This is a genomic window from Pseudomonas sp. Choline-02u-1 (assembly GCF_002836515.1).
GTDB lineage: Bacteria > Pseudomonadota > Gammaproteobacteria > Pseudomonadales > Pseudomonadaceae > Aquipseudomonas.
Window position 1 is genome coordinate 241,737 of the sequence record NZ_PJBC01000067.1, and the last position, 26,537, is coordinate 268,273.

The following is a 26,537-nucleotide window of genomic DNA, read 5'->3' on the forward strand; positions in this document are numbered from 1 at the left end:
TCCTTGATCAATCCTTGAGAATCGGGCGGGCTTGAGCCCGCCCCTTTTTACTCCGCTCAGTAACCCAATGACAAGCCAGTGTTGCGCCGTGGATCATTGGCGCCGTAGAAGCGGTTCTTGCCAACCGGTTTGCCACCCAGCGACGGCGCGCCGACCAGAATCGCGGCAATGTGGTTGGGATCCTGCGGACCGGCAAATTTGTGGCCCCAGCTTTCCAGGATCTTTTTCGTATCCGGGCTGGCGGCAAAATCCTCCAGGTTGGTTTCTTCCGGCATCCACTGCTGATGGAAGCGTGGTGCGTCGACCGCTTCCTGCAGGCCCATGCCGTAATCGATGACGTTAAGCATGGTCAGCAAGGTCGCGGTGATGATCCGGCTGCCACCCGGCGTGCCGACCACCATCACCACTTTGCCGTCCCTGGTGACGATGGTCGGACTCATCGACGACAGCGGCGCCTTGCCCGGCGCGATGGCATTCGCTTCACCCTGAACCAGCCCGTACATGTTCGGCACGCCGACCTTGGAGGTGAAGTCGTCCATTTCGTCGTTGAGAATCACCCCGGTCTTGCTCGCCATAACGCCCGCGCCGAACCAGTCGTTGAGGGTGTAGGTGACCGAAACGGCATTGCCCCACTTGTCGACGATCGAATAATGCGTGGTGTTGCTGCCCTCATGGGGCGCCACACCGGGTTTGAGTTCGGCCGATACGCCGGCCTTTTGCGGCTGGATGGCGTCGCGTAGTTTGGTCGCGTAATTCTTGTCCAGCAGATGCTCGATCGGATTCTTCACGAAATCCGGATCGCCGAGATAGCTGTTGCGATCAACATACGCATGGCGCATGGCTTCGATCTGATAATGCATACCCTGAGCGGAATGGAAGCCCAGGTCTTTCATTGGATAACCTTCGAGAATATTCATGATCTGGCAGATCACCACCCCGCCGGAGCTTGGCGGTGGCGCCGAGACCACGTGGTAGCCGCGATAATCGCACTCCACCGGAGCCAGTTCGCGAGTCTTGTATGTGTCGAGGTCAGCCTGAGTAATGATGCCGTTGTTGGCCTGGCTGGAGGTGACGATGGCATCGGCAACCCAGCCTTTGTAGAAGCCGTCGGCGCCCTTGTCGGAAATCGTCCGCAGGGTTTTCGCCAGATCCTTTTGCACCAGTTTCTGCCCGACCTGCATCGGCTCGCCGTTGCTGAGGAAGATCGAGCCCGAGTCGCGCATGTCCTTTTTGAACACATCCGTCGCGTATTCCAACAGTTCGACATCGCCCTGCTGCAGCTCGAACCCGTCTTCAGCCAGTTTGATTGCCGGGGCAATCATCTCCTTGCGCTGTTTGGTGCCGTATTTGCTCAGGGCCAGCTCCATACCGGACACGGTGCCCGGTACGCCGACCGCCAGGTGACCGCGCGTGCTCAGGTCTGGAATGACGTTACCTTCTTTGTCCAGGTACATGTTGGCGGTTGCTGCCAAAGGCGCTTTCTCGCGGAAGTCGAGGAAGGTCTTGCGCCCGTCCGCCAGCTGAATGGTCATGAAACCGCCGCCGCCAAGGTTGCCCGCAGCCGGATAGACCACTGCCAGCGCATAGCCCACGGCCACGGCTGCATCCACGGCATTGCCGCCGCTCTTCAACACATCGACACCCACGTGGGTCGCCAGATGTTGCGCGGTGACCACCATGCCGTTTTGCGCCGCAACCGGCGCCACTGACGCCGCGTGAGCCATGAGACAGCTGAGCGCCAGGGTGGTCGCAATGAGCGATCTGGCCAAAGGTTCGTACTTCATGAGTCGATCTCTTTTTTTGTTGTTGGGGGCTGCGCCAAACGCAGGCAACGCTTCAGGAGCAACAAGCAGTATGGTCGGCTTTGCGTATCGCGCCTCCCCGTTCAGCCAGTATGCTGAGCCACGTCATCGCCTTGAGCCGGAGTCGCCGTCATGTCTTACACGTTCATCACCTTGCCCTCGCCCGTGGGTGAGTTGAAGCTGGTCGCGAACGGCAGTCGACTCGCGGCCATCCTCTGGGAAAACGACAGACCGAATCGGGTAAGGCTCGGCCCGCTGAGCGAAGCGCCGGACAGTGCGATCCTGTTGCGGACCGCGCGCCAGCTTGAAGAGTATTTCGCCGGGACACGGAATCGCTTCGATCTCGAGCTGGACTTTGTCGGCAGCGAATTTCAGAAAAAAGTCTGGGCCGCCCTTCTGACGATTCCGTTTGGCGAGACACGCACCTACAGCCAGATCGCCTTGCAGATTGGCCATCCGGCGGCGGTTCGAGCGGTCGGCGCCGCAAACGGGCGCAACCCGATTTCCATTGTTGCGCCGTGTCATAGAGTGATCGGCGCTTCGGGAAAACTCACCGGGTTTGCCGGAGGGCTTGAAGCCAAAGAACGCTTGCTGATACTTGAAGGCGGCCGGTGGGCGCAGATTGGTAAAACCGGCGATCTTTTCTAGGCAGAAAGATCAAAAGATCGCAGCCTTCGGCAGCTCCCACATGAAAATGCGTTAAAGCCTGCGATCTTTCATCAACCGAACAGGTTATTCATCGCCGCGTATTGCAACAGCATGATGGTCTTGGCATCGCAGATTTCGCCGCGCTGAAACGCTGCCAGCGCCTCATCGAATCTCCATTCGAGCACTTCCAGTTCTTCGGTTTCCTCTTCCAGGCCGCCACCGTCGCTGACCTTGGAGGCGGCATCGTATTCGGCGATAAAGAAGTGCAACTTTTCGGTCACCGAACCGGGGCTCATGTACGCCTCGAATACTTTCTTCACGTCGTGCACGCGGTAACCGGTTTCCTCCTCGGCTTCGTCACGAATGCGCTGTTCAGGTGCGGCACCTTCCAACAGTCCCGCCGCCACTTCGATCAGCAGTCCATCGTGGCCGTTGACGAACACCGGCAAGCGGAATTGGCGGGTCAATACCACCGTGCGCTTTTCGCGGTTGAACAGCAGAATCGCCGCGCCGTTGCCCCGGTCGTAGACCTCACGGGTCTGGCGTTGCCACTCGCCGTTGTTGCGGTGGTAATCAAAAGTGATTTTCTTCAGCAGATACCAATCGTGGGACAACACCTGAGTGTCGACGATGTTGACCCGTGCGGCTGTGTTGGACATCGCGTCTGATCCTGTCTTCATGGTTGGACCGCAATGGTCGAACAAATGCACCGACAAAAAAAGCCCGGCAGCGCTACCGGGCTGGTTCAGTCGCCGCTGTTACTGGAAGTCGACGTCGAAGGCCTGGTAAAACGCGTTGCCGGTGTTGGCGACGATCCACATCAGCACATGACGTGCTGCCCTTGGCCGATCAAGACAATTGCGCCTGATACTCCTTTTCGTACTGTCCGGCGAGCTGTGTTTTCTGTTTGTCGTCGAGCAGCTTGCCGGCCATCTGGAAGAACTTGTGCTCTTCTTCTTCGAGGTGGTGATGAACCTTGTCCGAAAGTTTTTTCGCTGTGGCCAGCCAGGCCGGACTGGACATTTCCGTCTCGTCGAGTTCTTCCATCATCTCGTCCATTTCGTGGTGCTCGGCGATGGCGTGGCGGCTCAGATCAACGCCTTCGTCGATTTCCATCAACGGGATGTAGAAGTGCCGCTCTTCGGCGGTTTCATGCGCTTGCAGTTCTGCTTTGAGCTGCTTGTAGGCCTCGACCCGCTCAGGGCTGTCACCGCTGGTCGCGATCAGAGCTTTGGCGTAAGTGCGCTGGCGCTCGTGGCTTTCGCGCAGGGCTTCAAAAATATTCACGGGATTTCCTCATCAATCGCGCTCAGGGCAAGACGCGATAAAGCCTAGACCCCAGCGCTTGATCGACGGTTCCGCTTGTTTGGTCGAAGGGCTTGGAGGCGCTTGCCCGGACGCGTTAGGCTGGCGATCCGATTACACAAGGAAGTCATGCATGAATTTGCGCATCGAGTTGACGCAGAACCCTACCGAGGAACAGCGGCGGGCCATTCTGCAGCCGCTGATCGAGTACAACGATGCACAAACCGGCGGCTCGAAATCCGAGCCGTTCGCCTTGATGGTCAAAGACGAAAATGGCGCGATATTGGGCGGCTTGTATGGACGAATGATTTTTCGCTGGATGTTCATCGAACTGCTGTCAGTGCCGGAACAGTGTCGCGGACAGGGGATCGGCTCGAAATTGATGGCTCAAGCGCAAGCCCTGGCCAAGGAAAAGAATTGCTACGGCCTCTGGCTCGACACCTTCGATTTTCAGGCGCCGGAATTTTACAAGAAGCTGGGTTTCAGCCAGTTTGGGGAAATCGTTGATTACCCACCAGGGCACAAGCGGCACTACTTTCAGAAGCGCCTGATCGATTGAATGTGCCGCCGTCTTCGCGAGCAAGCTCGTTCCCACAAGTCGAACTTCGTTCCAATGTGGGAGCGAGCCTCCTGTCGAAAATACTGGCCATTTCGACGCAAAATCAGAGGCAGGTCGCCATCGCGGCCATCCGCCGCATCGCGACGAAATCATTTTGCTGCGCGTAATAATTCAACGTCGTGCCCGACGCTTCGGTGATCACATCGACAAACGACTCCGCCGAACGCGTGTAAACCGTCGTGCCGCCAGACTTGCGCGATTCCAGATAGGCTGCCGCGTCGACGCCGAACACCGCTTCGTCCTGCCAGGCGAATTGCACACAGCGGGCGACGTCTTTTTCGGGTTTGTCGGAGGTCAGGACCTTGTCAGGGCTCTTGGTGCGAGCATCGTTCATCACCGAACCGGCGCACCCGGCCAACAAGGCCGCCGCCAGCGCTACCATCAGCATTCGCATTGCATTTGCTCATCGTGAAAAAAGCGGACTGTAGCACCGCAACGCGGCAAATCGTTCTGCTTTACTGTTTTTATGCGCGACACGCGCGAGCAGCTGCGGCACCCTACCGTCATCCGTCACACAAGGAAATTACATGGCGCCTAGCGACCAGCGACATGAACAGGCTCTGAAACTGTTTCTCGAGGCGCGACCCGAATTGCGTGAAACCCTCGATCATCTCAACCCGCTGCTGGCCCAGGCCAAGGGCGAAACCCAGGCGCAGTATCGCGAAGAGCGCTTGCACGAAGCATTTGAGGCTGAGGCGGAAAGCCAGGGATTGTTTGCCTGGGAGCTGACGCTGCAGCTAACCGCTGAATCGCCAGAGGACTATCAGGCGCAACGGCTTGAGGTGCATCGGGAAGTCGCGGAAATGGCGGGGATGGACTGGATCGAGTATTGCGATCTCTACGGCATTACTCCGAATTGATGCAGGAGCTGCCGAAGGCTGCGATCTTTTGATTTTGCTCTTCAAGATCAAAAGATCGCAGCCTTCGGCAGCTCCAACAAAGGTATCTGCGTGAAACCCGGGTTTCGCGGCTGGCGTAATAAAGCTTTATCATGGCCGCAGTTTCGCTGATCGAGTCCACCATGAAGTTCGCCATTGCGCTGTTTTCTGCTGCCCATGCGCCCTCCTCGCGCCGGGCCCTGCTGTTCGCCCAGGCCGCGCTGGCCGGCGGGCACGAGATTGTCCGGCTGTTCTTCTATCAGGACGGCATATTCAATGCCTCCGATGCGGTGGTGACACCGCAGGATGAGCTGGACCTGCCCAAACAATGGCGCGCCTTTATCAACGAAAAGCAACTTGATGGCGTGGTCTGCATCGCCGCTGCTCTGCGCCGTGGCGTGTTGAATGAAGAGGAAGCCAAGCGTTACCAGCGTGAAGCGATTTCGCTGAGCGCGCCGTGGGAATTGTCCGGCCTTGGTCAGTTGCACGACGCCGTGCAGGACGCTGACCGTCTCATCTGCTTCGGAGGCGCGTGACATGGCCAAATCGCTTTTGATCATCAGCCGCCAATCGCCCTGGTCCGGCCCAGGCGCGCGGGAAGCGCTGGATATCGTGCTGGCCGGTGGCGCGTTCGATCTGCCGCTTGGCGTGCTGTTTCTCGATGACGGCGTGCTGCAACTGGCCGCCGGGCAAAACGCCAAAGCCTTGCAGCAAAAAGACCTCAGCGCCAATCTGCAGGCGCTGCCGATGTTTGGTGTCGAAGAGCTGTACTATTGCGCGCAAAGCGCCATTGCGCGCGGCCTCGGCAAGGTGTCGCTGGACGAAGCGCAGCCGCTTGCCATTGAACAAATCACCGCCCTTATTGACCGTTACGACCAGGTGATCACCCTCTGATGTCGACTTTGCATGTGTTGTCTCATTCCCCGTTCGGCGACGATCGCCTGAGCAGTTGCCTGCGCTTGCTCGGCAGCGCCGATGCTGTGTTGTTGTCCGGTGATGCGGTGTATGCGCTGCAGCCGGAGACAGCCCCGTTCGAAGCCCTGCAAGAGCGACCCATCAACCTCTTTGTGTTGATTGAAGACGCACAAGCACGTGCGATTGCGGTTCCGGACTGGGCCAAAGCCGTCGACTACCCGGCCTTCGTCGAGCTGTCGATCCATCATGACAAGGTCAACAGCTGGCTATGAATTCTCTGACCGTCGGCGCCCGCGCCATCGAACTGGACAAGGACGGTTTTCTCGTCGACCTCAGCGATTGGTCGACTGAAGTCGCCGCCGCCCTCGCCGCCGCCGAAGATATCGAGTTGACCCCCGAACACTGGGAAGTCCTTGAGCTGCTGCGCAGCTTCTACAACGAATTCCAGCTGTCCCCTGCCACGCGCCCGCTGATCAGGTACACCGCGTTGAAACTCGGCGCGGACAAAGGCAACAGTCTGCACCTCAACCGACTGTTCAAAGGCACCCCTGCCAAACTCGCCGCGAAACTGGCGGGCCTGCCCAAACCGACGAATTGCCTATGAACGACTTCCCTGCATTGACCCTCGAAACGCCCGCCGAGCACCCGTTCGCGCAATTCGTGCGCATTCTCGGCAAAGGCAAGCGCGGCGCCCGCGACCTGACGCGCGAGGAAGCCCGCCAGGCCATGGGCATGGTGCTTGACGATCAGGTTGAAGACACCCAGCTCGGTGCTTTCCTGATGTTGCTGCGGCACAAGGAAGAAAGCGCTGAGGAAATGGCCGGGTTCACCCAAGCCCTGCGCGAACGCTTGCAGGCGCCGGCATTGAATGTCGATCTGGACTGGCCGACCTACGCTGGCAAAAAGCGCCATCTGCCGTGGTACCTGCTGGCGGCGAAATGCCTGGCGCAGAACGGCGTGCGCATCTTCATGCACGGCGGCGGCGCACACACGGCCGGACGCCTGTACAGCGAACAACTGCTGGGCGAACTGAATATCCCTTTGTGCCGCACCTGGCAGCAGGTCGGCGCGGCGCTGGACAACGGTGCACTGGCCTTTATGCCGCTGATGGACTGGGCGCCGCCGTTGCAGAAGATGATCGATCTGCGCAATACCCTGGGCCTGCGCTCGCCGATTCACTCGCTGGCGCGAATCCTCAATCCGCTCGGTGCACGTTGTGGCCTGCAGAGCATTTTCCATCCGGGCTACCAGGCGGTGCATCGCGATGCGAGCGGCTTGCTCGGCGACACGGCCATTGTGGTCAAGGGCGATGGCGGTGAAATCGAGATCAACCCTGACGCCACCAGCCATCTGTATGGCACCAGCGGCGGCCAGAGCTGGGATGAAGAATGGCCACAACTGTCAGCGCAACGTCACGTCAAACCCGCCTCGCTGGACATCGAACACTTGAAAGCGGTTTGGCGAGGCGACGTGGTCGACAGTTATCCGCACATGGCCCTGATTGCGACCATGGCCCTCGCCCTGCGCGGCCTCGGTCAACAGCGTGAAGAGGCGTTTGCAACCGCCGAGCAGTATTGGGCGACACGCAACACATCGATCTAACCGATGATTAGCGCCCGATCTTTGCGCTTTTTGTTCGAACCCACAGGAATAGACTCGACTCCAACGAATATTGGTTTTCAGGAGTCTTGATCATGGGTTTACTTGTCGACGGCCACTGGCAGGACAAGTGGTACGAAAGCAGCAAGGACGGCGCATTCCAGCGCGAACAAGCGCAACGCCGCAACTGGGTAACCGCCGACGGCCAGCCCGGCCCCAGCGGTGACGGCGGTTTCGCTGCCGAAGCCGGGCGCTATCACCTCTACGTCTCCCTCGCCTGCCCCTGGGCACACCGCACGCTCATCGTGCGCAAACTCAAAGGCCTGGAAAGCCTGATTGACGTTTCGGTCGTCAGCTGGCTGATGCTGGAAAATGGCTGGACCTTCGACAAGGGGCTCGGCTCGACAGGCGATAAACTCGATGGCTTCGATTTCATGCACCAGCGCTACACCGCTGATACCCCTGACTACACCGGGCGTGTGACGGTACCGGTGCTGTGGGACAAACAGCTCAAGCGCATCGTCAGTAATGAATCGGCGGAAATCATCCGCATGTTCAACAGCGCCTTCGACGGCCTCACCGGCAATGACCTGGACTTCTACCCCGCGCCGCTACGCAACGAGATCGATGCACTGAACGAGCGGATCTATCCGGCAGTGAACAACGGTGTCTACCGCGCCGGGTTCGCTACGTCGCAGCAGGCCTACGAGCAGGCATTCGACGAAGTATTCGCTGAGCTGGACCATCTGGAACAGTTGCTCGGCGCCAATCGCTACCTGAGCGGCGAATACCTGACCGAAGCCGATGTGCGTCTGTTCACCACCATGATTCGCTTCGACGCGGTGTACCACGGGCACTTCAAGTGCAACCTGCGGCGCATTGCCGATTACCCGAACCTGTCCAATTGGCTGCGCGAGCTGTATCAATGGCCGGGGATTGCCGAGACGGTGGATTTGCAGCACATCAAACATCACTACTACGGCAGCCACAAAACCATCAACCCGACCGGGGTGGTGCCGAAGGGCCCGCAGCAGAATTTCACTGTGGCGCATGACCGGTCGCGGCTGAGCGGCAAAGGCGTCTGGCGTCAACGTTGATTGCTCGACTTGGCGCTCCAGGCTCTGTGGCAAGCGCTGCGACTGCACGCTGCCACAGGTCGGTACGGGAAGCGTTTTCAAACCGCCGAAATCATCCGCTGGCCGTCAAACTTCATCGGGTCTGCAGGAGGGGTTCGATCTGCTGACTGGGCGATTGCGGCGGACGCCATTGCACACCATCTGCCCCAAGCCCGACCGGCGGCTCCTCATGTGCACCCAAACTGCCCTCGACCTGCCCGGCCATGTGCAACGTGCCCGCCATCACCCCCGTAGTCGGATTCTGCAGCAACTTCAGCCAGGCCTTGTCGAACGTGTTGCCAAGGCTGCTGCGGATCAGCGCTTCGCTGTCGGGGCGATCGTTGGCCTGGATGATGGCGCGAATGCCGGCCACGCCAACCGAAATCATTGCTCCGGCCAGTTTGCCCGCCGCTGCCGCCACTGCACTGGCGGCGCCGCGCGGGGCCATTTCCGCTTCGATGCGCTGGCTGGCGCGTTTGGCCACCGGCGCCATCGCCGCGTCGGTGGAGGAAATGCCTTTGGTGCCGCCGTCGGTGTGGATCTTGTCGATCAGCGCGGCGTACGCCGGCAGAGTGTTCAGCGGTTCGGTGCTGATCACCCTGAACAGCGAAGCATCCCGTGCAGGCGGTGGGCCTAGGGCAATGGCAGGGATTTTCTGCAAGCGTGCGTTGAGCTGCGCAATCGGCACGCCATGACGCTGGGCGATGAGCGGCATCTGTTGCGCCATCAACTGCGCGTAAAACGCCGTGGCCTGAGCCAGGATCGCGTCCGGTTCAACCTCCACTGCGACCGGTGCGAGGACCTTTTCCTGATATTGCTCAAGCAGATACGCCGCCAGCCGTTTCGCCGAAGCGTCCTGCTCGCCGCCGGCGCTGATCGTGTACCAACTGACCTTCATCGACAGCCATTCCTGGGTCCAGTAGCTGCTGAACCAGGGGATGAAATTTTCTTCAGTTTGCTGATAGATACGAGTGCGCCAATGTTCCATCGAGCCACGGGCAAACAACTTCACCTGGTCGGTGGCTTGCTGCGAAGCGCTGAGAATTTCGCGGTCGATCTGCTGCCAGGTGTGCGCCGACACCACCACGGCTCGCGGCGCAGTTACCGGCGCCCGGGCCGAGGTGGAGCAGCCGGCAAACAGAAACAGTGCGGCGACGACCAGCGCGCGAGGGTTCACGGTGGTGGTGTCCTTTGGCTTGGGGAGGTGCAGATTTGAGTATAGGTGCGAGGCTTGTGGCTGCTTGGCTGATGTTAGTGGAGAACCCCGCGAACCAATGTGGGAGCGGGCTTGCTCGCGAAAGCGTCTTGCCAGTCGCCATCGATGTTGACTGCTCTGCCGCTTTCGCGAGCAAGCCCGCTCCCACAGGTTTTTCGGCATGGCTGTGGATTGGTGGCGTGCCAGGACCGGCTGGTTTGGAGGTTGCCAAGGCTCTGAGGAGTGTCAGCTATCGACTGTGGGAGCGGGCTTGCTCGCGAAAGCGGTGCGTCAGTCACCCCATGTATCGACTGAGATACCGTTCGCGAGCAAGCCCGCTCTCAAAGGGAATCCCGTTCATCATCACTGTCGTCGATATCCACCATCGCCACGATTGCCTTCCGCCCCTCCCTCGCCAAAGGCACGATTAGCTCATCCGACACACAACCAGGCGTTTACATCATGGTCCACACCCAAGTCACCCTCTCCGTGAGTTTCCCGGTGTTCGGCAGCAACTACTATCAACAGCACGTCGTGCCGCGCAAGGCGCAGGCGCTGGTGTTCAACGAAGACTTCGACGATCTGCTGATGCCCGCCGCAAGCAATCATTTCAGCAATGAAGTGGTCGGCCTCAACGATCAGTTCCGCTTTCTGAGCGACATACTCGCCACCCATTTGCTCGATCACGAGGCCTCGGTGCCTGCGCGATCCCGCGTCCAGGCGAACGCTCGTTTTTTCAACTGATGCACAGAGGGCGTTCCGTTAGCGGCAACGCCCTCTTCATTCATTCAGTCATCATCGCGATCGCGGTGATAACGACGGCCATCGCGGCGGTCGTCATCGCGGTCGTCCCAGCGCCGGTCATGGTCGTAATAGCGGCCATGGTCGCGGTCGTAATGCCGGCCATGCCGATGATCATCATCGAAATCCGCAATACAGCCGCTGAGCAATACGGCGGCGGTCACAGTGAGCAGCATGGTTGTCGCTTGCTTCATTCAACACTTCCCTAAAACCCAAGGTCTTGACGACGGAAAATAGCCACGCTGCCCGCGTCTTCGGGACGCAGTGCGCGCAGCCGCAAATACGACCGGGCAAAAGCACGTTGATTCACTGGCCACTATTGACCGTTTGTCGGCTTGTTCGTCGCAGCCGAACAGCGGCGTAACGCCACCTATACTGCTTGCAACCAACCCCCATGCAATGGATCTGCACCCTCAAATAACAACAAGCAGAGGTGGACCATGGTCTGGCAGCAAATCTATGACCCGTTCGGCAATCCGGTGCTTTCCACGCTGATGGCTGCGGTGCCGGTGGTGGTAATGCTTGCGGCGCTGGCGTTCTTTCACGTCAAGGCGCATCTGGCGGCGCTGCTGGCGCTGGCGTCCGCCCTGCTGATTTCGATCTTCGCCTTCGACATGCCGGCGGGCATGGCCGGCTCGGCGGCGTTGTTCGGTGCGGCGAATGGCTTGCTGCCGATCGGCTGGATCGTCCTCAACATCATCTTTCTGCATCGCCTGACCACCGAGAACGGCTCGTTCAAAGTGCTTCAGGATTCCCTCGCGCGCATCACCGACGATCGACGATTGCAACTGCTGCTGATCGCCTTCTGCTTTGGTGCGTTCTTTGAAGGCGCGGCGGGTTTCGGCACTCCGGTGGCGGTGACTGGCGCGATCCTGATCGGCCTCGGTTTCTCGCCATTGGCCGCATCGGGCCTGGCCCTGATCGCCAACACTGCGCCGGTGGCTTTCGGCGCCCTGGGCACACCGATCATTACCCTCGCCAAAGTCACCGGGCTGGACGAGATGGAGCTGTCGATGATGGTCGGTCGGCAGCTGCCGTTCTTCTCGGTGCTGGTGCCGTTCTGGTTGATCTGGGCCTTCGCCGGATGGCGCAAGATGCTCGAAGTGTGGCCGGCGATTCTGGTGGCCGGGGTCAGTTTCGCCATTCCGCAATTTCTCGTGTCGAACTACCACGGGCCGATGCTGGTGGACGTGATCGCCGCGCTGATTTCCATGGCCTGCCTGACGCTGTTCCTCAAGGTGTGGAAACCGGCGACCATCCACACTTCGGCGGCGCTGTCCGGGCGCGTCGACAACTCGAAAGTCGATGAAGAAACAGTCACCGCCAGTGACGCCTTCAGCGATCAGGCGCGCCCGGCCGTGATGCGCGCGTGGATGCCCTGGATCATTCTCACGCTATTCGTGTTCGCCTGGGGCACGCAGGGCTTCAAGAACATGTTCGACACGCGCCCGGTGATTGACCCGGTTACGCAATCGGCCAAGCTCGACCCGCAAGGCAAACCCGTGCGCGAGGCCAACCCGATCTTCGCCCCGGCAGTGACCTTCACCAACCTGCACCTGCAGATCGAGAAGGTGCCGCCAGTGGTTGGGGCGCCGAAAGCCGAGGAAGCGATTTACAAGTTCACTTGGCTGACCGCCACTGGCAGCGGGATTTTGCTGGCGGCGATTGTTGGCGGTTTGCTGATGGGTTATTCGATCCCGCAATTGATCAAGCAATACCTGCGCACGCTGTGGGTGGTGCGGTTTTCGTTGATCACGATTGCAGCGATGCTGGCGCTGGGCTTTCTCACGCGTTATTCGGGACTCGACGCGACGATGGGCCTGGCCTTTGCGGCGACGGGGATTTTCTATCCGATGTTCGGCACGCTGCTCGGCTGGCTGGGGGTGGCGCTGACCGGCTCGGACACCGCTTCGAACGTGCTGTTTGGCGGCTTGCAACGGGTGACCTCGGAACAACTTGGTATCAGCCCGGTGCTGATGGCGGCGGCGAACAGTTCCGGTGGGGTGATGGGCAAAATGGTCGATGCGCAGTCGATCGTCGTCGCTTCCACTGCGACCCGTTGGTACGGGCATGAGGGCGAGATCCTGCGTTACGTGTTCTTCCACTCGATCGTGCTGGCGATCCTGGTCGGCGGGCTGGTGACGTTGCAGGCGTATGTCGCGCCGTTTACCTCGATGGTGGTGGGTTCACATTAGTCAGATAGACCCATTCCCTGTGGGAGAGCTTGCTCGCGAAGACATACGCTCAGTCAATGAAGAAGTTGAATGTGCCGGCCTCTTCGCGAGCAAGCTCGCGCCCACGGAGTTGATTGATGAACTGCGCACATAACTCTTTAGCGCAAATCCGACAAAACCTTTTCCCCTCTTCGGCGGTCACTCCTTTTACGAGACTGGCATGCATGCCGGCGCGCCCGTTTGGGCCATTTGCAATCCTGCCGCCCGATGAGAGACAAGGAATCGAACCATGCCGATTTCCCGACGCAACTTCATGATCCTCGGCGCCGTAACCGCGACGGCGTTCGCCATGCCCCCCTTTATCAGCCTCAAGGCCTACGCGGCCAGTCTGGAGCAACCGGCCATGAGTCAAGTTACCCTGCAAGTGAACGGCAAACCGCAAACCCTCGAAGTCGACACCCGCACCACCCTGCTCGACGCCCTGCGCGAACACCTGCACCTGACCGGCACCAAAAAAGGCTGCGACCACGGCCAGTGCGGCGCGTGCACGGTGATCGCCGACGGTCGGCGGATCAACTCCTGCCTTACCCTGGCGGTGATGCACGAAGGCAGCGAAGTCACCACCATCGAAGGCCTCGGCATGCCCGACAAGCTGCACCCTATGCAGGCCGCGTTCATCAAGCACGACGGCTACCAATGCGGCTATTGCACGCCGGGGCAAATCTGCTCGGCGGTCGCTGTGCTAAAGGAAATTCGCGATGGCATTCCCAGCCACGTCAGCCCGAGCCTGACTGAGGCGCCCAAACTGATCGCCGCCGAACTGCAGGAACGCATGAGCGGCAATATCTGCCGCTGCGGTGCCTACTCGAACATCATCGAAGCCATCACTGAAGTCGCGGAGGTGCCGGCATGAGAGCCTTCAATTACAGCCGCGCCGACTCGCCTGCCGCAGCCGCTTCCCAGGCTGCGCAAGTCGAAGGCGCCAAGTTCATCGCCGGCGGCACCAACCTGCTCGACCTGATGAAACTCGACATCGAAACCCCAGTGCACCTGATCGACGTCAACCACTTGGGCCTGGACCAGATCGAAGCCACGCCCGAAGGGGGATTACGCATCGGCGCGCTGGTGCGCAACACCGATCTGGCCGCCGACGTGCGGGTGCGCAAGGACTACGCCCTGCTCTCCCGCGCCTTGCTCGCCGGGGCTTCCGGGCAGCTGCGCAACATGGCGACCACCGCTGGCAACCTGCTGCAACGCACCCGTTGCCCCTACTTTTACGACACCCACCAGGCCTGCAACAAACGCAACCCCGGCAGTGGCTGCGCGGCGATCGGCGGCGTCACCCGGCAGCTGGGGATCATCGGCGTCAGCGACGCTTGCATCGCCACCCACCCGAGCGACATGGCCATTGCCATGCGCGCGCTGGATGCGCAGATCGAAACGGTCAAACCTGACGGCAGCAAGCGCAGCATCGCCATGGCGGATTTCCATCAATTGCCGGGCAACACGCCGCACATCGAAACCAGTCTCACGCCCGGTGAATTCATCACCGCCGTGACCCTGCCCGCGCCAGTCGGCGGCACGCACATTTATCACAAGGTCCGCGATCGCTCGTCTTACGCCTTCGCGCTGGTTTCGGTCGGTTTGATCTTGCAAAAGGATGGCACCGGCCGCGTCGCCGTCGGCGGCGTTGCGCCGAAACCGTGGCGGGTCGAAGCCGCAGAAGCGCTGCTGCCCAAGGGCGCCAAAGCGGTCAGCGAACGCCTGCTCGAAGGCGCGACACCTACCGATGACAACCAATTCAAACTGACACTGGTCGAGCGCACGCTGGCCTCGGTGTTGGCGCAAGCGAGGGAAACCGCATGAAATTCGACACGCCCGCCACCACCAACCCCATCGATCGTCTGAAGGTCGTTGGCCAGCCTACCGAGCGCATCGAAGGCCCGTTGAAAACCAGCGGCCAGGCGACCTATGCCTATGAGCAACATGAAGCGGCGGCCAATCAGGCCTACGGTTTCATGGTTGATTCGGCAATCGCCAAAGGACGAATCAAAGCCATCCATCTGGGCGAGGCCAAAGCTGCCCCCGGTGTGTTGGCGATCGTCACTGCCGAGAACGCCGGCAAACTCGATAAAGGTGATTACAACGCCGCGCATCTGCTCGCCGGTCCCGAGGTGCAGCATTACCAGCAAGCCGTCGCATTGGTGGTTGCCGAGACCTTCGAACAGGCCCGCGCTGCCGCGCAGTTGGTCAAGGTCGATTACGAAACCCTCGAGGGCAAGTTCGATCTGGCCAGCGTCAAAGACCTCGGCGTCGAGCCGAAAGACGAGCTGCCCGACGTCAATCACGGTGATTTCGACAAGGCATTGGCCGCCGCACCGGTGCAGTTCGACCAGACCTACACCACCCCGGATCAGTCCCACGCGATGATGGAACCGCACGCGACACTGGCTGCGTGGAAAGGCGACCAACTGACCGTGTGGACGTCGAATCAGATGGTCGCCTGGAGTGTCGGCGACATTGCAAAAACCCTTGGCCTGCCGAAGGAGAACGTTCGCCTGGTCTCGCCGTACATCGGCGGCGGTTTCGGCGGCAAACTGTTCATTCGCGCTGATGTGATCCTCGCGGCCCTCGGTGCGCGCATGGCGGGTCGGCCGGTAAAAGTCGCCCTCGCCCGCCCGCAAATGGCTAACAACACCACCCACCGCCCGGCAACGATTCAGCGCATCCGCATGGGCGCCACGCCCGATGGCAAGCTGACCGCCATCGCCCACGAGGGCTGGTCGGGCAACCTCGCCGACGGCAAGGTCGAATTGGCCGCGCAACCCAGTCAATTGTTGTACGCCGCAGAAAATCGCCGCGTCAGCATGCGGCTGGCCCCGCTCGACCTGCCCGAAGGCAACGCCATGCGCGCACCGGGCGAAGCGCCGGGCCTGATGGTGCTGGAAATCGCCATGGACGAAATGGCCGAACAACTGAAAATGGACCCGGTGCTGTTCCGCATCGTCAATGACACTCAGGTCGATCCGGTGAAAACCGAGCGGCCGTTCTCTCAGCGTCAACTGGTCAAATGTCTACAGCTCGGGGCGGAGAAATTTGGCTGGGATCAGCGCAACGCGCAGCCGGGCACCCGCCGTGAAGGTCGTTGGCTGATCGGCATGGGCGTCGCGGCGGCGTTTCGCAACAACCTGCTGGTCAAATCCGGCGCCCGTGTACGCCTGGAGCGCGACGGCAAGGTGATCGTCGAAACCGACATGACCGACATCGGCACCGGCAGCTACACGATCATCGCGCAGACCGCTGCCGAGATGATGGGCGTCGGCCTGGATGATGTGGTGGTGCGTCTGGGCGATTCGGACTTCCCGGTGTCGGCCGGCTCCGGCGGCCAGTTCGGCGGCAACTGCTCGACCGCCGGCGTGTATGCCGCCTGCGTGAAACTGCGCGAAGCGGTCGCCGCCAAGCTCGGGCTGGCGGCGGATCAGGCCGAGTTTGTCGATGGTCAGGTGCGCATCGGCAACAAGAGCCTGCCGCTGCGCAACGCGGCTGAAGGCGGCGCATTGGTCGGCGAGGACAGCATCGAATTCGGCGATCTGGCCGAGAAGTATCAACAATCAACGTTTGGCGCGCACTTCGTCGAAGTGGCCGTCGATGCCGCCACCGGCGAAGTCCGGGTGCGGCGCATGCTCGCGGTGTGCGCTGCCGGGCGAATTCTCAACCCGACGTCGGCGCGCAGTCAGGTCATCGGCGCGATGACCATGGGCGTCGGCGCGGCATTGATGGAAGAGCTGGCGGTGGACAAGCGTCTGGGCTTTTTCGTCAACCATGACCTGGCTGGATACGAAGTGCCGGTGCACGCCGACATTCCGCATCAGGAAGTGATCTTCCTCGAAGAAACTGACCCGATCTCATCGCCAATGAAGGCCAAAGGCGTGGGTGAATTGGGGATTTGCGGCGTGAGTGCGGCGGTGGCGAATGCAATTTATAACGCCACCGGCGCGAGGGTGCGTGAGTATCCGATTACGCTGGACAAGATTCTTGATTCGTTGCCCGAGATGATCTGAAGAAACGTCGCCGTAAAAACACTCCTGTAGGAGCTGCCGCAGGCTGCGATCTCTTGATCTCCAAAGCAAGATCAAAAGATCGCAGCCTCGTTGCACTCGACAGCTCCTACAGGGTGTTTTGCTTAGCGCGGATATTGCTCATCACTGACCTGCTCCATCCAGTCCACGACCTTGCCATCCAGCACTTCCGCAATCGCGATGTGACTCATCGCCGTCGTCGGCGCCGCGCCGTGCCAATGCTTGGCGCCCGGGGCTATCCACACGGTATCGCCCGGACGGATTTCACGAACCGGCTGGCCCCATTCCTGTACGAACCCAGCTCCCGAAGTCACGATTAATGTCTGCCCCAGCGGATGGGTATGCCATGCCGTTCTCGCGCCCGGCTCGAACGTTACGGTGGCGCCACTGACGCGCCCCTCGTCGGTGCCCTTGAACGGGGCATCCACTCGCACCGTGCCGGTGAACCACTCAGCCGGCCCCTTGGCCGAGGGCTGGGAGCCATTCGGCGTAACGGTGACACGCGGTTTTTCGGTGGCCTGCACCTCGCCAGTCAGTAGCGACAGGGCCAGTGCGGAAGCAGCAATCGGGTTCATAGCGGTTCCTCCGGATAAATAATGGCTCACTGTAGCGGTCAGCACTCTTCGGATAATCGACTAGAATCCAAAAAAACTTATGCAGGACAATCATCAATGCTTCGGGAAAATGCAGCCGACCTGCTCGCCTTCCTCGCCGTTGCCCGTGAACGCAGTTTCACCAAGGCCGCCGCCAAGCTCGGTGTTTCGCAGTCGGCGCTCAGCCACACCATTCGTAGCCTCGAGGCGCGACTCGGCCTGCGCCTGCTGACCCGCACCACGCGCAGCGTGTCGCCGACCGAGGCCGGCGAACACTTGCTGCAAACCATCGGTCCGCGCTTCGATGAAATCGAAGGGGAACTGGCCGCCCTGAGCAACCTGCGTGAAACCCCGGCCGGGAAGATTCGCATCAGTGCCACTGACCACTCGTTGAACTGGATCCTGCGCCCGGTGTTGCAAGCGTTCCTGCCGCAGTACCCGGATGTCGCCGTCGAAGTCTGCTGTGATTACGGTTTCGTCGACATCGCCGGCCAGGGCTTCGATGCCGGGGTGCGTCTGGGCGAGGACGTGGCACAAGGGATGATCGCCACGCGCATCGGCCCGGACATGCGCATGGTCGTAGTCGGGTCGCCCGCTTATTTTGCCCGGCGCGGTACGCCGCAGACCCCGCGCGATCTGACCAACCATGCCTGCAATAACCTGCGCCTGCCCACTAATGGTGGACTGTATGCGTGGGAATTCGAAAAGGAGGGAGAAAGCCTGAAGGTTCGCGTCTGCGGACAAGTCACGCTGAGCGGCGTGTACCCGTTGCTCGACGCCGCGCTGGACGGTTTTGGTCTGAGTTACATTCCGGAAAACGTTGCTGCGCCCTTTCTGGCCGACGGCCGCCTGGTCCAGGTGCTGGCCGATTGGTGCCCGACGTTTTCCGGTTATCACCTGTACTACCCGAGCCGACGCCAGGCAGCGCCGGCGTTTGCGTTGTTGCTGGAAGCGTTGCGCTATCGCGGTTGATCCGGTTCAGCCCAGCAACGCAATCAGCTGATGCCGCTGCGCATCGGTCAGCATCGGCCCAAATCCAGCTCCGGCGTTCTCAGCCATGTAGCGCGGATTGCTCGTCCCCGGAATCACGCAAGTCACCGCCGGATGTGCCAGGAGAAACTTCAGTGCCAGTTGCGGCCAACTGTGGACCTGCACATCCGAGACCCAGGCCGGCAGTGGCTTGCCCTTGAGCCTGTTGAGCAGGTCGCCGCCGCCAAAAGGTCGATTACAGATCACTGCCACACCGCGTTCGCGGCACAGAGGCAGGATGCGCTTTTCCACGCCACGGTCATCGAGGGCGTAGTTGATCTGCAGAAAATCAAGCTTCTCGGCCTTCAACACCGCTTCGACCTCGTCATACGCCGACGGGGTGTAATGAGTGATGCCGATGTAGCGAATCCGCCCCTGCTCTCGCCATTCGCGCAGTGTCGGCAGGTGGGTTTGCCAGTCGAGCAGGTTGTGAATCTGCATCAGGTCGATGCGCTCTGTCTGCAGCAGGCTGAACGACTCCTCCATCTGCGCGATGCCCTCCTCGCGTCCGCGAGTCCATACCTTGGTGGCGAGAAAGGCCGGCGATCGCGGTTCGTGGATCGACAACAGTTCACCGGTGGTCTGCTCGGCGCGGCCGTACATCGGTGAGCTGTCGATCAGCGTGCCGCCCTTCCTGAACAGCGCTTCGAGTACGGCGGGTAATTGTCGGTAAACCGGGTCGCCCGGTGCAGCGTCGAAACCGCGATAGGTGCCCAACCCGACCATGGGCAGCGACTCGGAGCTGGAAGGGATGGCGCGGGTCTGCATGGTCTGGTCTCCTGCCGCGTGTGGCGCAGTGATGGCCGGCGGTGTACCGCTGGCCAACGCCCGATCAATCGTCAACACCACCGCAGCCTCGGCAGCCAGGGTCAGCAAGCGGCGACGGGTATAACCTTCAGTGTGGCGCATGCGGATCCTCCTGCTGCGCGGATCTGTTGCATGGTGTGTGCGCAGGCTGGCAGGCGCACTCGCTGAACTACACTGCCACAGCCACCTCCACACTCCGTTAAAAGTAGCCGAATGTCCCGAACCCTGATGTCACTCGTCGTTTTCATCATTGCCGTGTACCTGGTGCTGTGCGCCGCGCTGTTCGTGTTTCAGCGTTCGCTGATTTGGTTTCCCCAGCCTGCCGCGGTGGTTTCAGCAGATTCGCGATTGAAACTGTCGATGCCGGACGCTGACGTGTGGGTGACTGCGCGAGAACGCAGCGGATCACGGGCGCTGATCTATTTTGGCGGCAATGCCGAGGACGTCTCGCGCAATCTGCCGGAGTTCACTGATGCGTTTCCTGACTATGCGCTGTATTTCCTGCATTACCGGGGCTTCGGTGGCAGCACCGGCTCGCCTTCGGAAGCCGCGATTGCCGAAGATGCGCTGGCGTTGTTCGATCAGGTCTACGCCAGCCATCCACAGATTGCGGTGATCGGCCGCAGCCTCGGCTCGGGCGTGGCGGTGCGCCTGGCCAGTCAGCGGCCGGTGCACAAGCTGATCCTGGTGACGCCGTTCAACAGTCTCGAAGAAATCGCCGCCCGGCAATACCCTTGGGTGCCGGTGAAATGGTTGCTCAAGGATCGATTCGAATCGGGCAAATACGCGGCGCACCTTCGCGTGCCGACGCTGTTATTGGCGGCGAGTCATGACGAAGTGATTGGACGCAGCAGCACGCAGCTGCTGTTCGAGAGTTTTCCTGCGGGCGTGGCGACGCTGAAGGTGGTGCCGGACTCGGGGCATAACTCGATATCCGAGCGTGAGGAATATCTGCGGTGGATAGAGGATGTGTTGAATCGCTGAGGGATGTAGCGATCACGCGGCCGCCTTCGCGAACAAGCCCGTTCCCACAGGAGATTTGTGGGTTGGCGGGGATCCGGGTGCAGCCGAAAACTTGTGGGAGTGGGCTTGCTCACGAAAGCGGCGGGTCAGGTCAAAAATCTGTATCTGACACACTGCCTTCGCGAGCAAGCCCGCTCCCACAAGTGATTTGTGGGTTGGCGGAATCTGGGTGCAGCCGAAAAACCTGTGGGAGTGGGCTTGCTCACGAAAGCGGCGGGTCAGGTCAAAAATCTGTATCTGACACACTGCCTTCGCGAGCAAGCCCGCTCCCACAGGAGATTTGTGGGTTGGCGGGGATCTGGGTGCAGCCGAAATACCTGTGGGACTGGGCTTGCTCACGAAAGCGGCGGGGCAGGTCAAAAATCTGTATCTGACACACTGCCTTCGCAAACAAGCCCGCTCCCACAGGTGATTTGTGGGTTGGCGGGGATCTGGGTGCAGCCGAAATACCTGTGGGAGTGGGCTTGCTCACGAAAGCGGCGGGTCAGGTCAAAAATCTGTATCTGACACACTGCCTTCGCGAGCAAGCCCGCTCCCACAGGAGATTTGTGGATTGCCGGGGATCCGGGTGCAGCCGAAAAACCTGTGGGAGTGGGCTTGCTCACGAAAGCGGCGGGTCAGGTCAAAATCTGTATCTGACACAATGCCTTCGCAAACAAGCCCGCTCCCACAGGTGATTTGTGGGTTGGCGGGGATCTGGGTGCAGCCGAAATACCTGTGGGAGTGGGCTTGCTCACGAAAGCGGCAGGTCAGGTCAAAAATCTGTATCTGACACACTGCCTTCGCGAGCAAGCCCGCTCCCACAGGTGATTTGTGGGTTGCCGGGGATCCGGGTGCAGCCGAAAAACCTGTGGGAGTGGGCTTGCTCACGAAAGCGGCAGGTCAGGTCAAAAATCTGTATCTGACACACTGCCTTCGCGAGCAAGCCCGCTCCCACAGGTGATTTGTGGGTTGGCGGGGATCCGGGTGCAGCCGAAAAACCTGTGGGAGTGGGCTTGCTCACGAAAGCGGCGGGTCAGGTCAAAATCTGTATCTGACACACTGCTTTCGCGAGCAAGCCCGCTCCCACAAGTGATTTGTGGGTTGGCGGAATCTGGCTGCAGCCGAAATACCTGTGGGAGTGGGCTTGCTCACGAAAGCGGCGGGTCAGGTCAAAAATCTGTATCTGACACACTGCCTTCGCGAGCAAGCCCGCTCCCGCAGGAGATTTGTGGGTTGGCGGGGATCCGGGTGCAGCCGAAAACTTGTGGGGGTGGGCTTGTTCACGAAAGCGGAGGGTCAGGTCAAAAATCTGTATCTGACACACTGCTTTCGCAAACAGACTCGCTCCCACATCGGTTAGCGCATATGGCTATGGCTGACTGCTGCTCCGGGCATTTTCATCCCCAGGCGTGGCCGGGCGCGGCATGACGTGCTGATGCCCGGTCGGGTCGTTGAGCTGCACGGCATTGCCCTTCTGCCACGCATCAGCCCCTGGTGCGACAGGCGCGGGTTTGATGTCGGCGCGGGCCTTTTTCTTTTCGGCGCTATCGATGCCAAGACGCTGATCGCGCTGGCGGACCATTTGCGCATCCGCTTGGCCGTCAGCAGTGAAGCCCATCATCAGCTGCGGCACGCCCAGCGGCAGTTGCTTGTCCTGATCGGTGTGCCAGGTGTGCCAGGTCTTGCCGTAGGTGTTGGCGAGCTTCTCCATCAATCGCGTTTCTGCCACTTGCGGAATGCCTGGCGCGATCAACTGGCCGGACGTCACTTCGTGGGCGTGGCTGTGCCACAAGGCTTTTTCCTTCGCAGGCAATTGCGTGAACAGACGCTGGCTGATGATGTACTCCACGCCCATCAACTTCGCTTCAGCGCTGTTGCCGTCGTAGATCACACACTGGAAAACTTCCTCGTTGAGCGCCGAGCAGTAGTGGTGTGCTTCCATCTGCGCGCCGGGATGGCCGTTGTAAAAATGGAAACCATCCAGGTACATGTTCAATGCGCGGATCGGCGGTTTGTCCTGCAACCATTGCGCACCGACTTCGAGCATCTCTGTGTCGGAAGCCTTGGCGTGACCGGGAGTCTGCACCGGCGAATCGGTGTTGCTCATCGCGCAACCGGTCAGCACAGCGACCATGAAACCGATGGGAACCCAACGTCCCTGCGAGGTTGTAGTACGCATGTTTCGCTCCTCAAACATTCAGTGGCGGGCACGTGCTGGCCCTGTTCTGCAACTGAAAGCAGGAGAACGGCAGAGTTCGAAAAAGCTGCGTGCGAATCAGACGGGAGAGATCGTCGCCAGGACGCCAATCAGGATGGTCAAGGTCAGAAAGCCGCCGAGGAAAATCGCCATCTTGTACATGTTGCGCTCCTTGATGCTGAGTGTGCGGTGCACCGGACGCTTCGGAATGATGTCGGAGGGTGAATGTCCGCACTGCCGGGGCATTGTGAGGCTGAGGCTGTGCTGAATACAGAGGCAGATGAAACAGAAAAATACGGATCAGATGCGCATCTGATCCGCTTCGGGGATGAAGCGGTATTCAGGCTGAGACTTGAGGATCCACTTTCGGCGCGGTTGATCTACAGTCATTGCCGACCGACAACAAGAAAAACCGGAGTGACCATGCCCGACCTCGCCTTGCAGCCCAACGTCGCCGCGTCCCTTGAGCGCTGGCACGCGATGATCCGCAGCGGCAATCTCAAAGCCCTGCCCGAACTGCTCGATGCGCAAGCTGTGTTCCGCTCGCCCATGGCCCATACGCCCTACCCCGGCGCGCCGGTGGTGGCGATGATCCTCAACACCGTGTTCGAAGTCTTCGAAGATTTTGCTTATCACCGCGAGTTGGCGACGGCGGATGGCTTGAATGTGATTCTCGAATTCAGCGCCAGGGTCGGCACCAGGGAGCTGAAAGGCATCGACATGATCCGCTTCGACGCCAGCGGCAAGATCGTCGAGTTCGAAGTGATGGTGCGGCCGCTGAGTGGGTTGCAGGCATTGGGCGAGGAAATGGGAAGTCGTTTGGGGGCTTATCTGGCATCCACAAAAGCCTGAATCCAATTACCGGAGCGTAGGAGCTGACGAGTGCAACGAGGCTGCGACCTTTTGATCTTGTCTTCAAAACGTCAAAGTCAAAAGATCGCAGCCTCGTTGCACTCGTCTGCGCCTACCAACAGTCATAAAAAACCCACTGGCCGTCGCCGGTTCAGTGGGTTTGGTGTGTCAGGGTTCTGGTTACAGAGCCATGTCACGTGCAGCATTTTCTTTCGGCGCTACAGCTTTTTCAGCCGCAGGTGCCGCTGGAGCAACGACCTGGCCGATCACCGGAGGCGTCGGCAGTTCGAGGATCTTCGCGGTGTAAGCCCACTCGGCAGCGACCTTGGCCGGATCGCTGTTGAGCTGGGTGCCGTAGCTCGGCACGATCTGGTGCAGCTTGGCCTGCCACTCAGGTGTCGCGACTTTATCTTTGAAGACTTTCTGCAGCACGCTCAGCATGATCGGTGCAGCAGTCGACGCGCCTGGCGATGCGCCCAGCAGACCGGCGATCGAACCGTCTTGCGAAGCCACGATCTCGGTGCCCAGTTTCAGCACGCCGCCAGCGGCTTCATCACGCTTGATGATCTGTACGCGCTGGCCGGCTTGCCACAGGCGCCAGTCTTCAGCCTTGGCGTTCGGGAAGTATTCCTTCAGCGCGTTCATGCGGTCTTCATCCGACAGCATCAGTTGACCGGCCAGGTACTCGACCAGCGGGTATTCCTTGATGCCGACCTTGGTCATTGGCCAGATGTTGTGGGTGGTGGTGCTGGTCAGCAGGTCGAAGTACGAACCTTCCTTGAGGAATTTGGTGCTGAAGGTTGCGAACGGGCCAAACAGAATGACGCGCTTGCCATCCAGAACGCGGGTGTCCAGGTGCGGAACGGACATCGGTGGCGAACCCACCGAGGCTTTACCGTAAGCCTTGGCCAGGTGTTGTTCGGCAATCGTCGGGTTTTCGGTGACGAGGAACGAACCACCCACCGGGAAGCCACCGTATTCCTTGGCTTCAGGAATGCCCGACTTCTGCAGCAGGTGCAGGGCACCGCCGCCAGCGCCGATGAACACGAACTTGGCGTCGGTCTCGGTTTTGCTGCCGTCTTTGAGGTTTTTGTAGCTCACACGCCAGGTGCCGTCGGCGTTCTTGGTGATGTCCTCGACTTCGCTCGACAGTTTCAGATCGAAGTTGGGTTTGGTTTGCAGGTGAGCGGCGAACTGGCGGGTGATTTCGCCGAAGTTCATGTCGGTACCCAGCGGGCTCCAGGTGGCCGCGATTTTCTGGTTCGGGTCACGCCCTTCCATCATCAGCGGTACCCACTTCTTGATCACCGCCGGGTCTTCGGAGTACTGCATGCCAGCGAACAGCGGGCTCGCCTGCAGGGCTTCGTAGCGCTTTTTCAGGAACTTGATGTTGTCATCGCCCCACACGAAGCTCATGTGCGGTGTGGTGTTGATGAACGAGCGAGGGTTCTTCAGCACGCCTTGCTGAACCTGCCAGGCCCAGAATTGACGGGAAACCTGGAACGCTTCGTTGATCTCGACGGCTTTCGGGATCGTTACGTTGCCCTTGTCGTCTTCCGGGGTGTAGTTCAGCTCGGCGAGCGCCGAGTGACCGGTACCGGCGTTGTTCCAGCCGTTGGAGCTTTCCTGGGCGACGCCATCGAGACGCTCGACCATTTCCATCGACCAGGTCGGTTCCAGCTCATTGATCCACACACCCAGTGTGGTGCTCATGATGCCGCCGCCGATCAGCAGGACGTCAACTTTCTTGGCTTCGGCAGCATTGGCAGACGACATCCCCATCGCCAAAGCCAGACCGAGCAAGGCTGTGTTCACTTTCTTAAACATCTGTTGCACCTATGATAAAACGCCTTCCGCCCGTCGTTGTTATCAGTCTGCGTTGCGCTGTGTTGACGCTCAGGCTGGCGTCGCGCAATCGGCACACTTCAATATTGACGGGTGGGCACACAAGGCCGACCTGTAGCATCGACCTCAGTTAATGTCCCTTCTGAACTGACTTTTTATCGTTATTGGCTTCAGCTGCTTGAGCGACAGGGATCCCGTCGGCCCGCTGAAAAGCAGGCCAACCGAATTAGGTCAAAGCAAATTGGCGCGGAGAATATCACGTCAGGACGAACCCGCGCGTCTGTTCCCGACTTGAAAGTCTTTTTGCGCTCAGGGACTTATCGGCCATCAAGCTCCAAACATGACCCCGCTAAAGCATTGGCCAAGAAAATTCTTGCGCGATGCGCATCGCATCTCAGCGAATTTGCCAACGGCTCGTTGCTCACGTCGAAAATAACCTGCTAAGTTGTACGATGACTGACGAACAAGACGCCAGTTCTTCCAATCCAATAACAACAAGGAAACAACATGATCAAATCTCGCCTCCTTATCGGCTTGTTCTGCGCCTTCAGCGCTTGCGCCATGGCTGCCCCTGTCCCAGCGGAAAAAGAAGTGGCCCAAGCGGTCGACCACCTGACCCAGGCAATGCTGCACAAAGACATCGCCGAACTGAACGCTCTCACCGCACCGAACCTGACCTACGGCCACTCCAGCGGCAAGATCCAGGACAAGCAGGAATTCATCGCCGATATCGAAACCGGCCGCAGCGCCTTCAAAACCCTGGAAATGCAGAAGCAGACGATCACAATGTCCGGCGATACCGCGCTGGTGCGTCACCACTTTTCTGCGCAGGCATTAAAGGGAACCGAGGTGATTCCGACCGAGATCGAGAATTTTCAGATCTGGCAGAAACAGGGCGGGAAATGGCTGTTGGTCGGGCGGCAGGCGTTCAGGTTTTGATCAAGGGCACATTGGCCTGATCCACATTTGCCCGAGCCGGCCTCTGCGCGAGCAAGCCCGCGCCCACCAAGGACCCGACATTGCCAAACCTTGTGGGAGCGAGCCTGCTCGCGAAAGCGCCAGACCAGGCATCACAAAAC

At 60.0% G+C, this 26,537-nt stretch carries 28 protein-coding genes and 1 pseudogene; 18 read left to right on the top strand and 11 right to left on the bottom strand.

The window, feature by feature from the left end:
• Positions 1–56: 56 nt before the first annotated feature.
• Positions 57–1,784 (bottom strand): gamma-glutamyltransferase, encoded by a 1,728-nt coding sequence (gene ggt, locus CXF97_RS27460; protein WP_101162618.1) that lies wholly within the window; start codon positions 1,782–1,784, stop codon positions 57–59.
• Between the two features lie 150 nt (positions 1,785–1,934).
• On the opposite strand from ggt, the gene CXF97_RS27465 reads away from it, so the two are divergent.
• Positions 1,935–2,450, top strand: a complete 516-nt coding sequence (locus tag CXF97_RS27465; protein WP_101162619.1) for a methylated-DNA--[protein]-cysteine S-methyltransferase — start codon at positions 1,935–1,937, stop codon at positions 2,448–2,450.
• Positions 2,451–2,521: 71 nt separating this feature from the next.
• Here the strand turns inward: CXF97_RS27465 and CXF97_RS27470 are convergent, their stop codons facing one another.
• From CXF97_RS27470 to CXF97_RS27480, 3 genes and pseudogenes are all read right to left on the bottom strand, one after another.
• A complete protein-coding gene (locus tag CXF97_RS27470) occupies positions 2,522–3,109 on the bottom strand; it encodes an NUDIX domain-containing protein (protein WP_101162620.1) in 588 nt (195 codons plus the stop codon).
• A 99-nt stretch (positions 3,110–3,208) separates the two neighbouring features.
• Positions 3,209–3,283 (bottom strand): annotated as a pseudogene (locus CXF97_RS27475) (chitin-binding protein); the annotation flags it as partial.
• 16 nt (positions 3,284–3,299) lie between these two features.
• Complete coding sequence (locus CXF97_RS27480; RefSeq protein ID WP_101162621.1) at positions 3,300–3,737, bottom strand: hemerythrin domain-containing protein; 438 nt, start codon at positions 3,735–3,737, stop codon at positions 3,300–3,302.
• 151 nt (positions 3,738–3,888) lie between these two features.
• On the opposite strand from CXF97_RS27480, the gene CXF97_RS27485 reads away from it, so the two are divergent.
• Positions 3,889–4,314 carry an N-acetyltransferase gene (locus CXF97_RS27485; RefSeq protein ID WP_101162622.1) on the top strand — a complete coding sequence of 142 codons (426 nt, stop codon included), beginning with the start codon at positions 3,889–3,891 and terminating at the stop codon, positions 4,312–4,314.
• A gap of 103 nt (positions 4,315–4,417) precedes the next feature.
• Here the strand turns inward: CXF97_RS27485 and CXF97_RS27490 are convergent, their stop codons facing one another.
• Positions 4,418–4,768, bottom strand: a complete 351-nt coding sequence (locus tag CXF97_RS27490; protein ID WP_101162623.1) for a hypothetical protein — start codon at positions 4,766–4,768, stop codon at positions 4,418–4,420.
• A gap of 133 nt (positions 4,769–4,901) precedes the next feature.
• Here CXF97_RS27490 and CXF97_RS27495 point away from each other — a divergent pair, with 133 nt between their 5' ends.
• The 7 genes from CXF97_RS27495 (at position 4,902) to CXF97_RS27525 (ending at position 8,863) form a co-directional block, all read left to right on the top strand.
• Positions 4,902–5,234 carry a DUF6388 family protein gene (locus CXF97_RS27495; protein ID WP_101162624.1) on the top strand — a complete coding sequence of 111 codons (333 nt, stop codon included), beginning with the start codon at positions 4,902–4,904 and terminating at the stop codon, positions 5,232–5,234.
• A 161-nt stretch (positions 5,235–5,395) separates the two neighbouring features.
• Entirely contained in the window at positions 5,396–5,788 is a 393-nt protein-coding gene (tusD, locus tag CXF97_RS27500; protein WP_101162707.1) for a sulfurtransferase complex subunit TusD, read from the top strand.
• A gap of 1 nt (position 5,789) precedes the next feature.
• Positions 5,790–6,146, top strand: coding sequence for a sulfurtransferase complex subunit TusC (gene tusC / locus CXF97_RS27505; protein WP_101162625.1), 357 nt, complete (start codon positions 5,790–5,792; stop codon positions 6,144–6,146).
• Positions 6,146–6,439 carry a sulfurtransferase complex subunit TusB gene (gene tusB, locus CXF97_RS27510; protein ID WP_101162626.1) on the top strand — a complete coding sequence of 98 codons (294 nt, stop codon included), beginning with the start codon at positions 6,146–6,148 and terminating at the stop codon, positions 6,437–6,439. The genes tusC and tusB overlap by 1 nt, the downstream gene beginning before the upstream one ends.
• On the top strand, positions 6,436–6,771 hold the full coding sequence (locus tag CXF97_RS27515; protein ID WP_101162627.1) for a TusE/DsrC/DsvC family sulfur relay protein: 336 nt from the start codon (positions 6,436–6,438) through the stop codon (positions 6,769–6,771). The genes tusB and CXF97_RS27515 overlap by 4 nt, the downstream gene beginning before the upstream one ends.
• Positions 6,768–7,769, top strand: coding sequence for a glycosyl transferase family protein (locus tag CXF97_RS27520; protein ID WP_101162628.1), 1,002 nt, complete (start codon positions 6,768–6,770; stop codon positions 7,767–7,769). The genes CXF97_RS27515 and CXF97_RS27520 overlap by 4 nt, the downstream gene beginning before the upstream one ends.
• A 92-nt stretch (positions 7,770–7,861) precedes the next feature.
• Complete coding sequence (locus tag CXF97_RS27525) at positions 7,862–8,863, top strand: glutathione S-transferase family protein (RefSeq protein WP_101162629.1); 1,002 nt, start codon at positions 7,862–7,864, stop codon at positions 8,861–8,863.
• A gap of 112 nt (positions 8,864–8,975) precedes the next feature.
• On the opposite strand, the gene CXF97_RS27530 is transcribed toward CXF97_RS27525, so the two are convergent.
• Entirely contained in the window at positions 8,976–10,058 is a 1,083-nt protein-coding gene (locus CXF97_RS27530; protein WP_101162630.1) for a hypothetical protein, read from the bottom strand.
• A gap of 480 nt (positions 10,059–10,538) precedes the next feature.
• Between CXF97_RS27530 and CXF97_RS27535 the strand changes: the two genes are divergently transcribed.
• On the top strand, positions 10,539–10,820 hold the full coding sequence (locus CXF97_RS27535) for a hypothetical protein (protein ID WP_101162631.1): 282 nt from the start codon (positions 10,539–10,541) through the stop codon (positions 10,818–10,820).
• Positions 10,821–10,864: 44 nt separating this feature from the next.
• Here the strand turns inward: CXF97_RS27535 and CXF97_RS27540 are convergent, their stop codons facing one another.
• Positions 10,865–11,071 (bottom strand): hypothetical protein, encoded by a 207-nt coding sequence (locus tag CXF97_RS27540; RefSeq protein ID WP_016775135.1) that lies wholly within the window; start codon positions 11,069–11,071, stop codon positions 10,865–10,867.
• Positions 11,072–11,317: 246 nt separating this feature from the next.
• On the opposite strand from CXF97_RS27540, the gene CXF97_RS27545 reads away from it, so the two are divergent.
• The 4 genes from CXF97_RS27545 to paoC all read left to right on the top strand — a co-directional run bounded on the left by CXF97_RS27545 (position 11,318) and on the right by paoC (position 17,112).
• Positions 11,318–13,072 (top strand): L-lactate permease, encoded by a 1,755-nt coding sequence (locus CXF97_RS27545; RefSeq protein WP_101162632.1) that lies wholly within the window; start codon positions 11,318–11,320, stop codon positions 13,070–13,072.
• Positions 13,073–13,340: 268 nt separating this feature from the next.
• Complete coding sequence (paoA, locus tag CXF97_RS27550) at positions 13,341–13,964, top strand: aldehyde dehydrogenase iron-sulfur subunit PaoA (RefSeq protein ID WP_101162633.1); 624 nt, start codon at positions 13,341–13,343, stop codon at positions 13,962–13,964.
• Positions 13,961–14,917: a xanthine dehydrogenase family protein subunit M gene (locus CXF97_RS27555; protein WP_101162634.1), complete on the top strand. Its 957-nt coding sequence runs from the start codon at positions 13,961–13,963 to the stop codon at positions 14,915–14,917. The genes paoA and CXF97_RS27555 overlap by 4 nt, the downstream gene beginning before the upstream one ends.
• On the top strand, positions 14,914–17,112 hold the full coding sequence (gene paoC / locus CXF97_RS27560; protein WP_101162635.1) for an aldehyde oxidoreductase molybdenum-binding subunit PaoC: 2,199 nt from the start codon (positions 14,914–14,916) through the stop codon (positions 17,110–17,112). Before CXF97_RS27555 ends, paoC begins: the two co-directional genes overlap by 4 nt.
• A 122-nt stretch (positions 17,113–17,234) precedes the next feature.
• Here paoC and CXF97_RS27565 read toward each other — a convergent pair whose 3' ends face one another.
• Positions 17,235–17,705 (bottom strand): cupin domain-containing protein, encoded by a 471-nt coding sequence (locus tag CXF97_RS27565; protein WP_101162636.1) that lies wholly within the window; start codon positions 17,703–17,705, stop codon positions 17,235–17,237.
• A gap of 96 nt (positions 17,706–17,801) precedes the next feature.
• Between CXF97_RS27565 and CXF97_RS27570 the strand changes: the two genes are divergently transcribed.
• Positions 17,802–18,695 (top strand): LysR family transcriptional regulator, encoded by an 894-nt coding sequence (locus tag CXF97_RS27570; RefSeq protein WP_101162637.1) that lies wholly within the window; start codon positions 17,802–17,804, stop codon positions 18,693–18,695.
• Between the two features lie 6 nt (positions 18,696–18,701).
• On the opposite strand, the gene CXF97_RS27575 is transcribed toward CXF97_RS27570, so the two are convergent.
• Complete coding sequence (locus tag CXF97_RS27575; RefSeq protein ID WP_178081247.1) at positions 18,702–19,661, bottom strand: aldo/keto reductase; 960 nt, start codon at positions 19,659–19,661, stop codon at positions 18,702–18,704.
• Between the two features lie 111 nt (positions 19,662–19,772).
• Between CXF97_RS27575 and CXF97_RS27580 the strand changes: the two genes are divergently transcribed.
• Positions 19,773–20,543, top strand: coding sequence for an alpha/beta hydrolase (locus tag CXF97_RS27580; protein ID WP_101162638.1), 771 nt, complete (start codon positions 19,773–19,775; stop codon positions 20,541–20,543).
• A 1,390-nt stretch (positions 20,544–21,933) separates the two neighbouring features.
• Here CXF97_RS27580 and CXF97_RS27585 read toward each other — a convergent pair.
• Positions 21,934–22,743 carry an OBAP family protein gene (locus tag CXF97_RS27585; RefSeq protein WP_101162639.1) on the bottom strand — a complete coding sequence of 270 codons (810 nt, stop codon included), beginning with the start codon at positions 22,741–22,743 and terminating at the stop codon, positions 21,934–21,936.
• A gap of 441 nt (positions 22,744–23,184) precedes the next feature.
• Here CXF97_RS27585 and CXF97_RS27595 point away from each other — a divergent pair, with 441 nt between their 5' ends.
• Positions 23,185–23,613, top strand: a complete 429-nt coding sequence (locus tag CXF97_RS27595) for a nuclear transport factor 2 family protein (RefSeq protein ID WP_101162640.1) — start codon at positions 23,185–23,187, stop codon at positions 23,611–23,613.
• A 180-nt stretch (positions 23,614–23,793) separates the two neighbouring features.
• Here the strand turns inward: CXF97_RS27595 and mqo are convergent, their stop codons facing one another.
• The gene (gene mqo / locus CXF97_RS27600; protein ID WP_101162641.1) at positions 23,794–25,440 is read right to left on the bottom strand and encodes a malate dehydrogenase (quinone); all 1,647 of its coding nucleotides are present in this window, start codon (positions 25,438–25,440) and stop codon (positions 23,794–23,796) included.
• A gap of 525 nt (positions 25,441–25,965) precedes the next feature.
• On the opposite strand from mqo, the gene CXF97_RS27605 reads away from it, so the two are divergent.
• The gene (locus CXF97_RS27605) at positions 25,966–26,397 is read left to right on the top strand and encodes a nuclear transport factor 2 family protein (RefSeq protein ID WP_101162642.1); all 432 of its coding nucleotides are present in this window, start codon (positions 25,966–25,968) and stop codon (positions 26,395–26,397) included.
• The last annotated feature ends 140 nt before the right edge of the window (positions 26,398–26,537 follow it).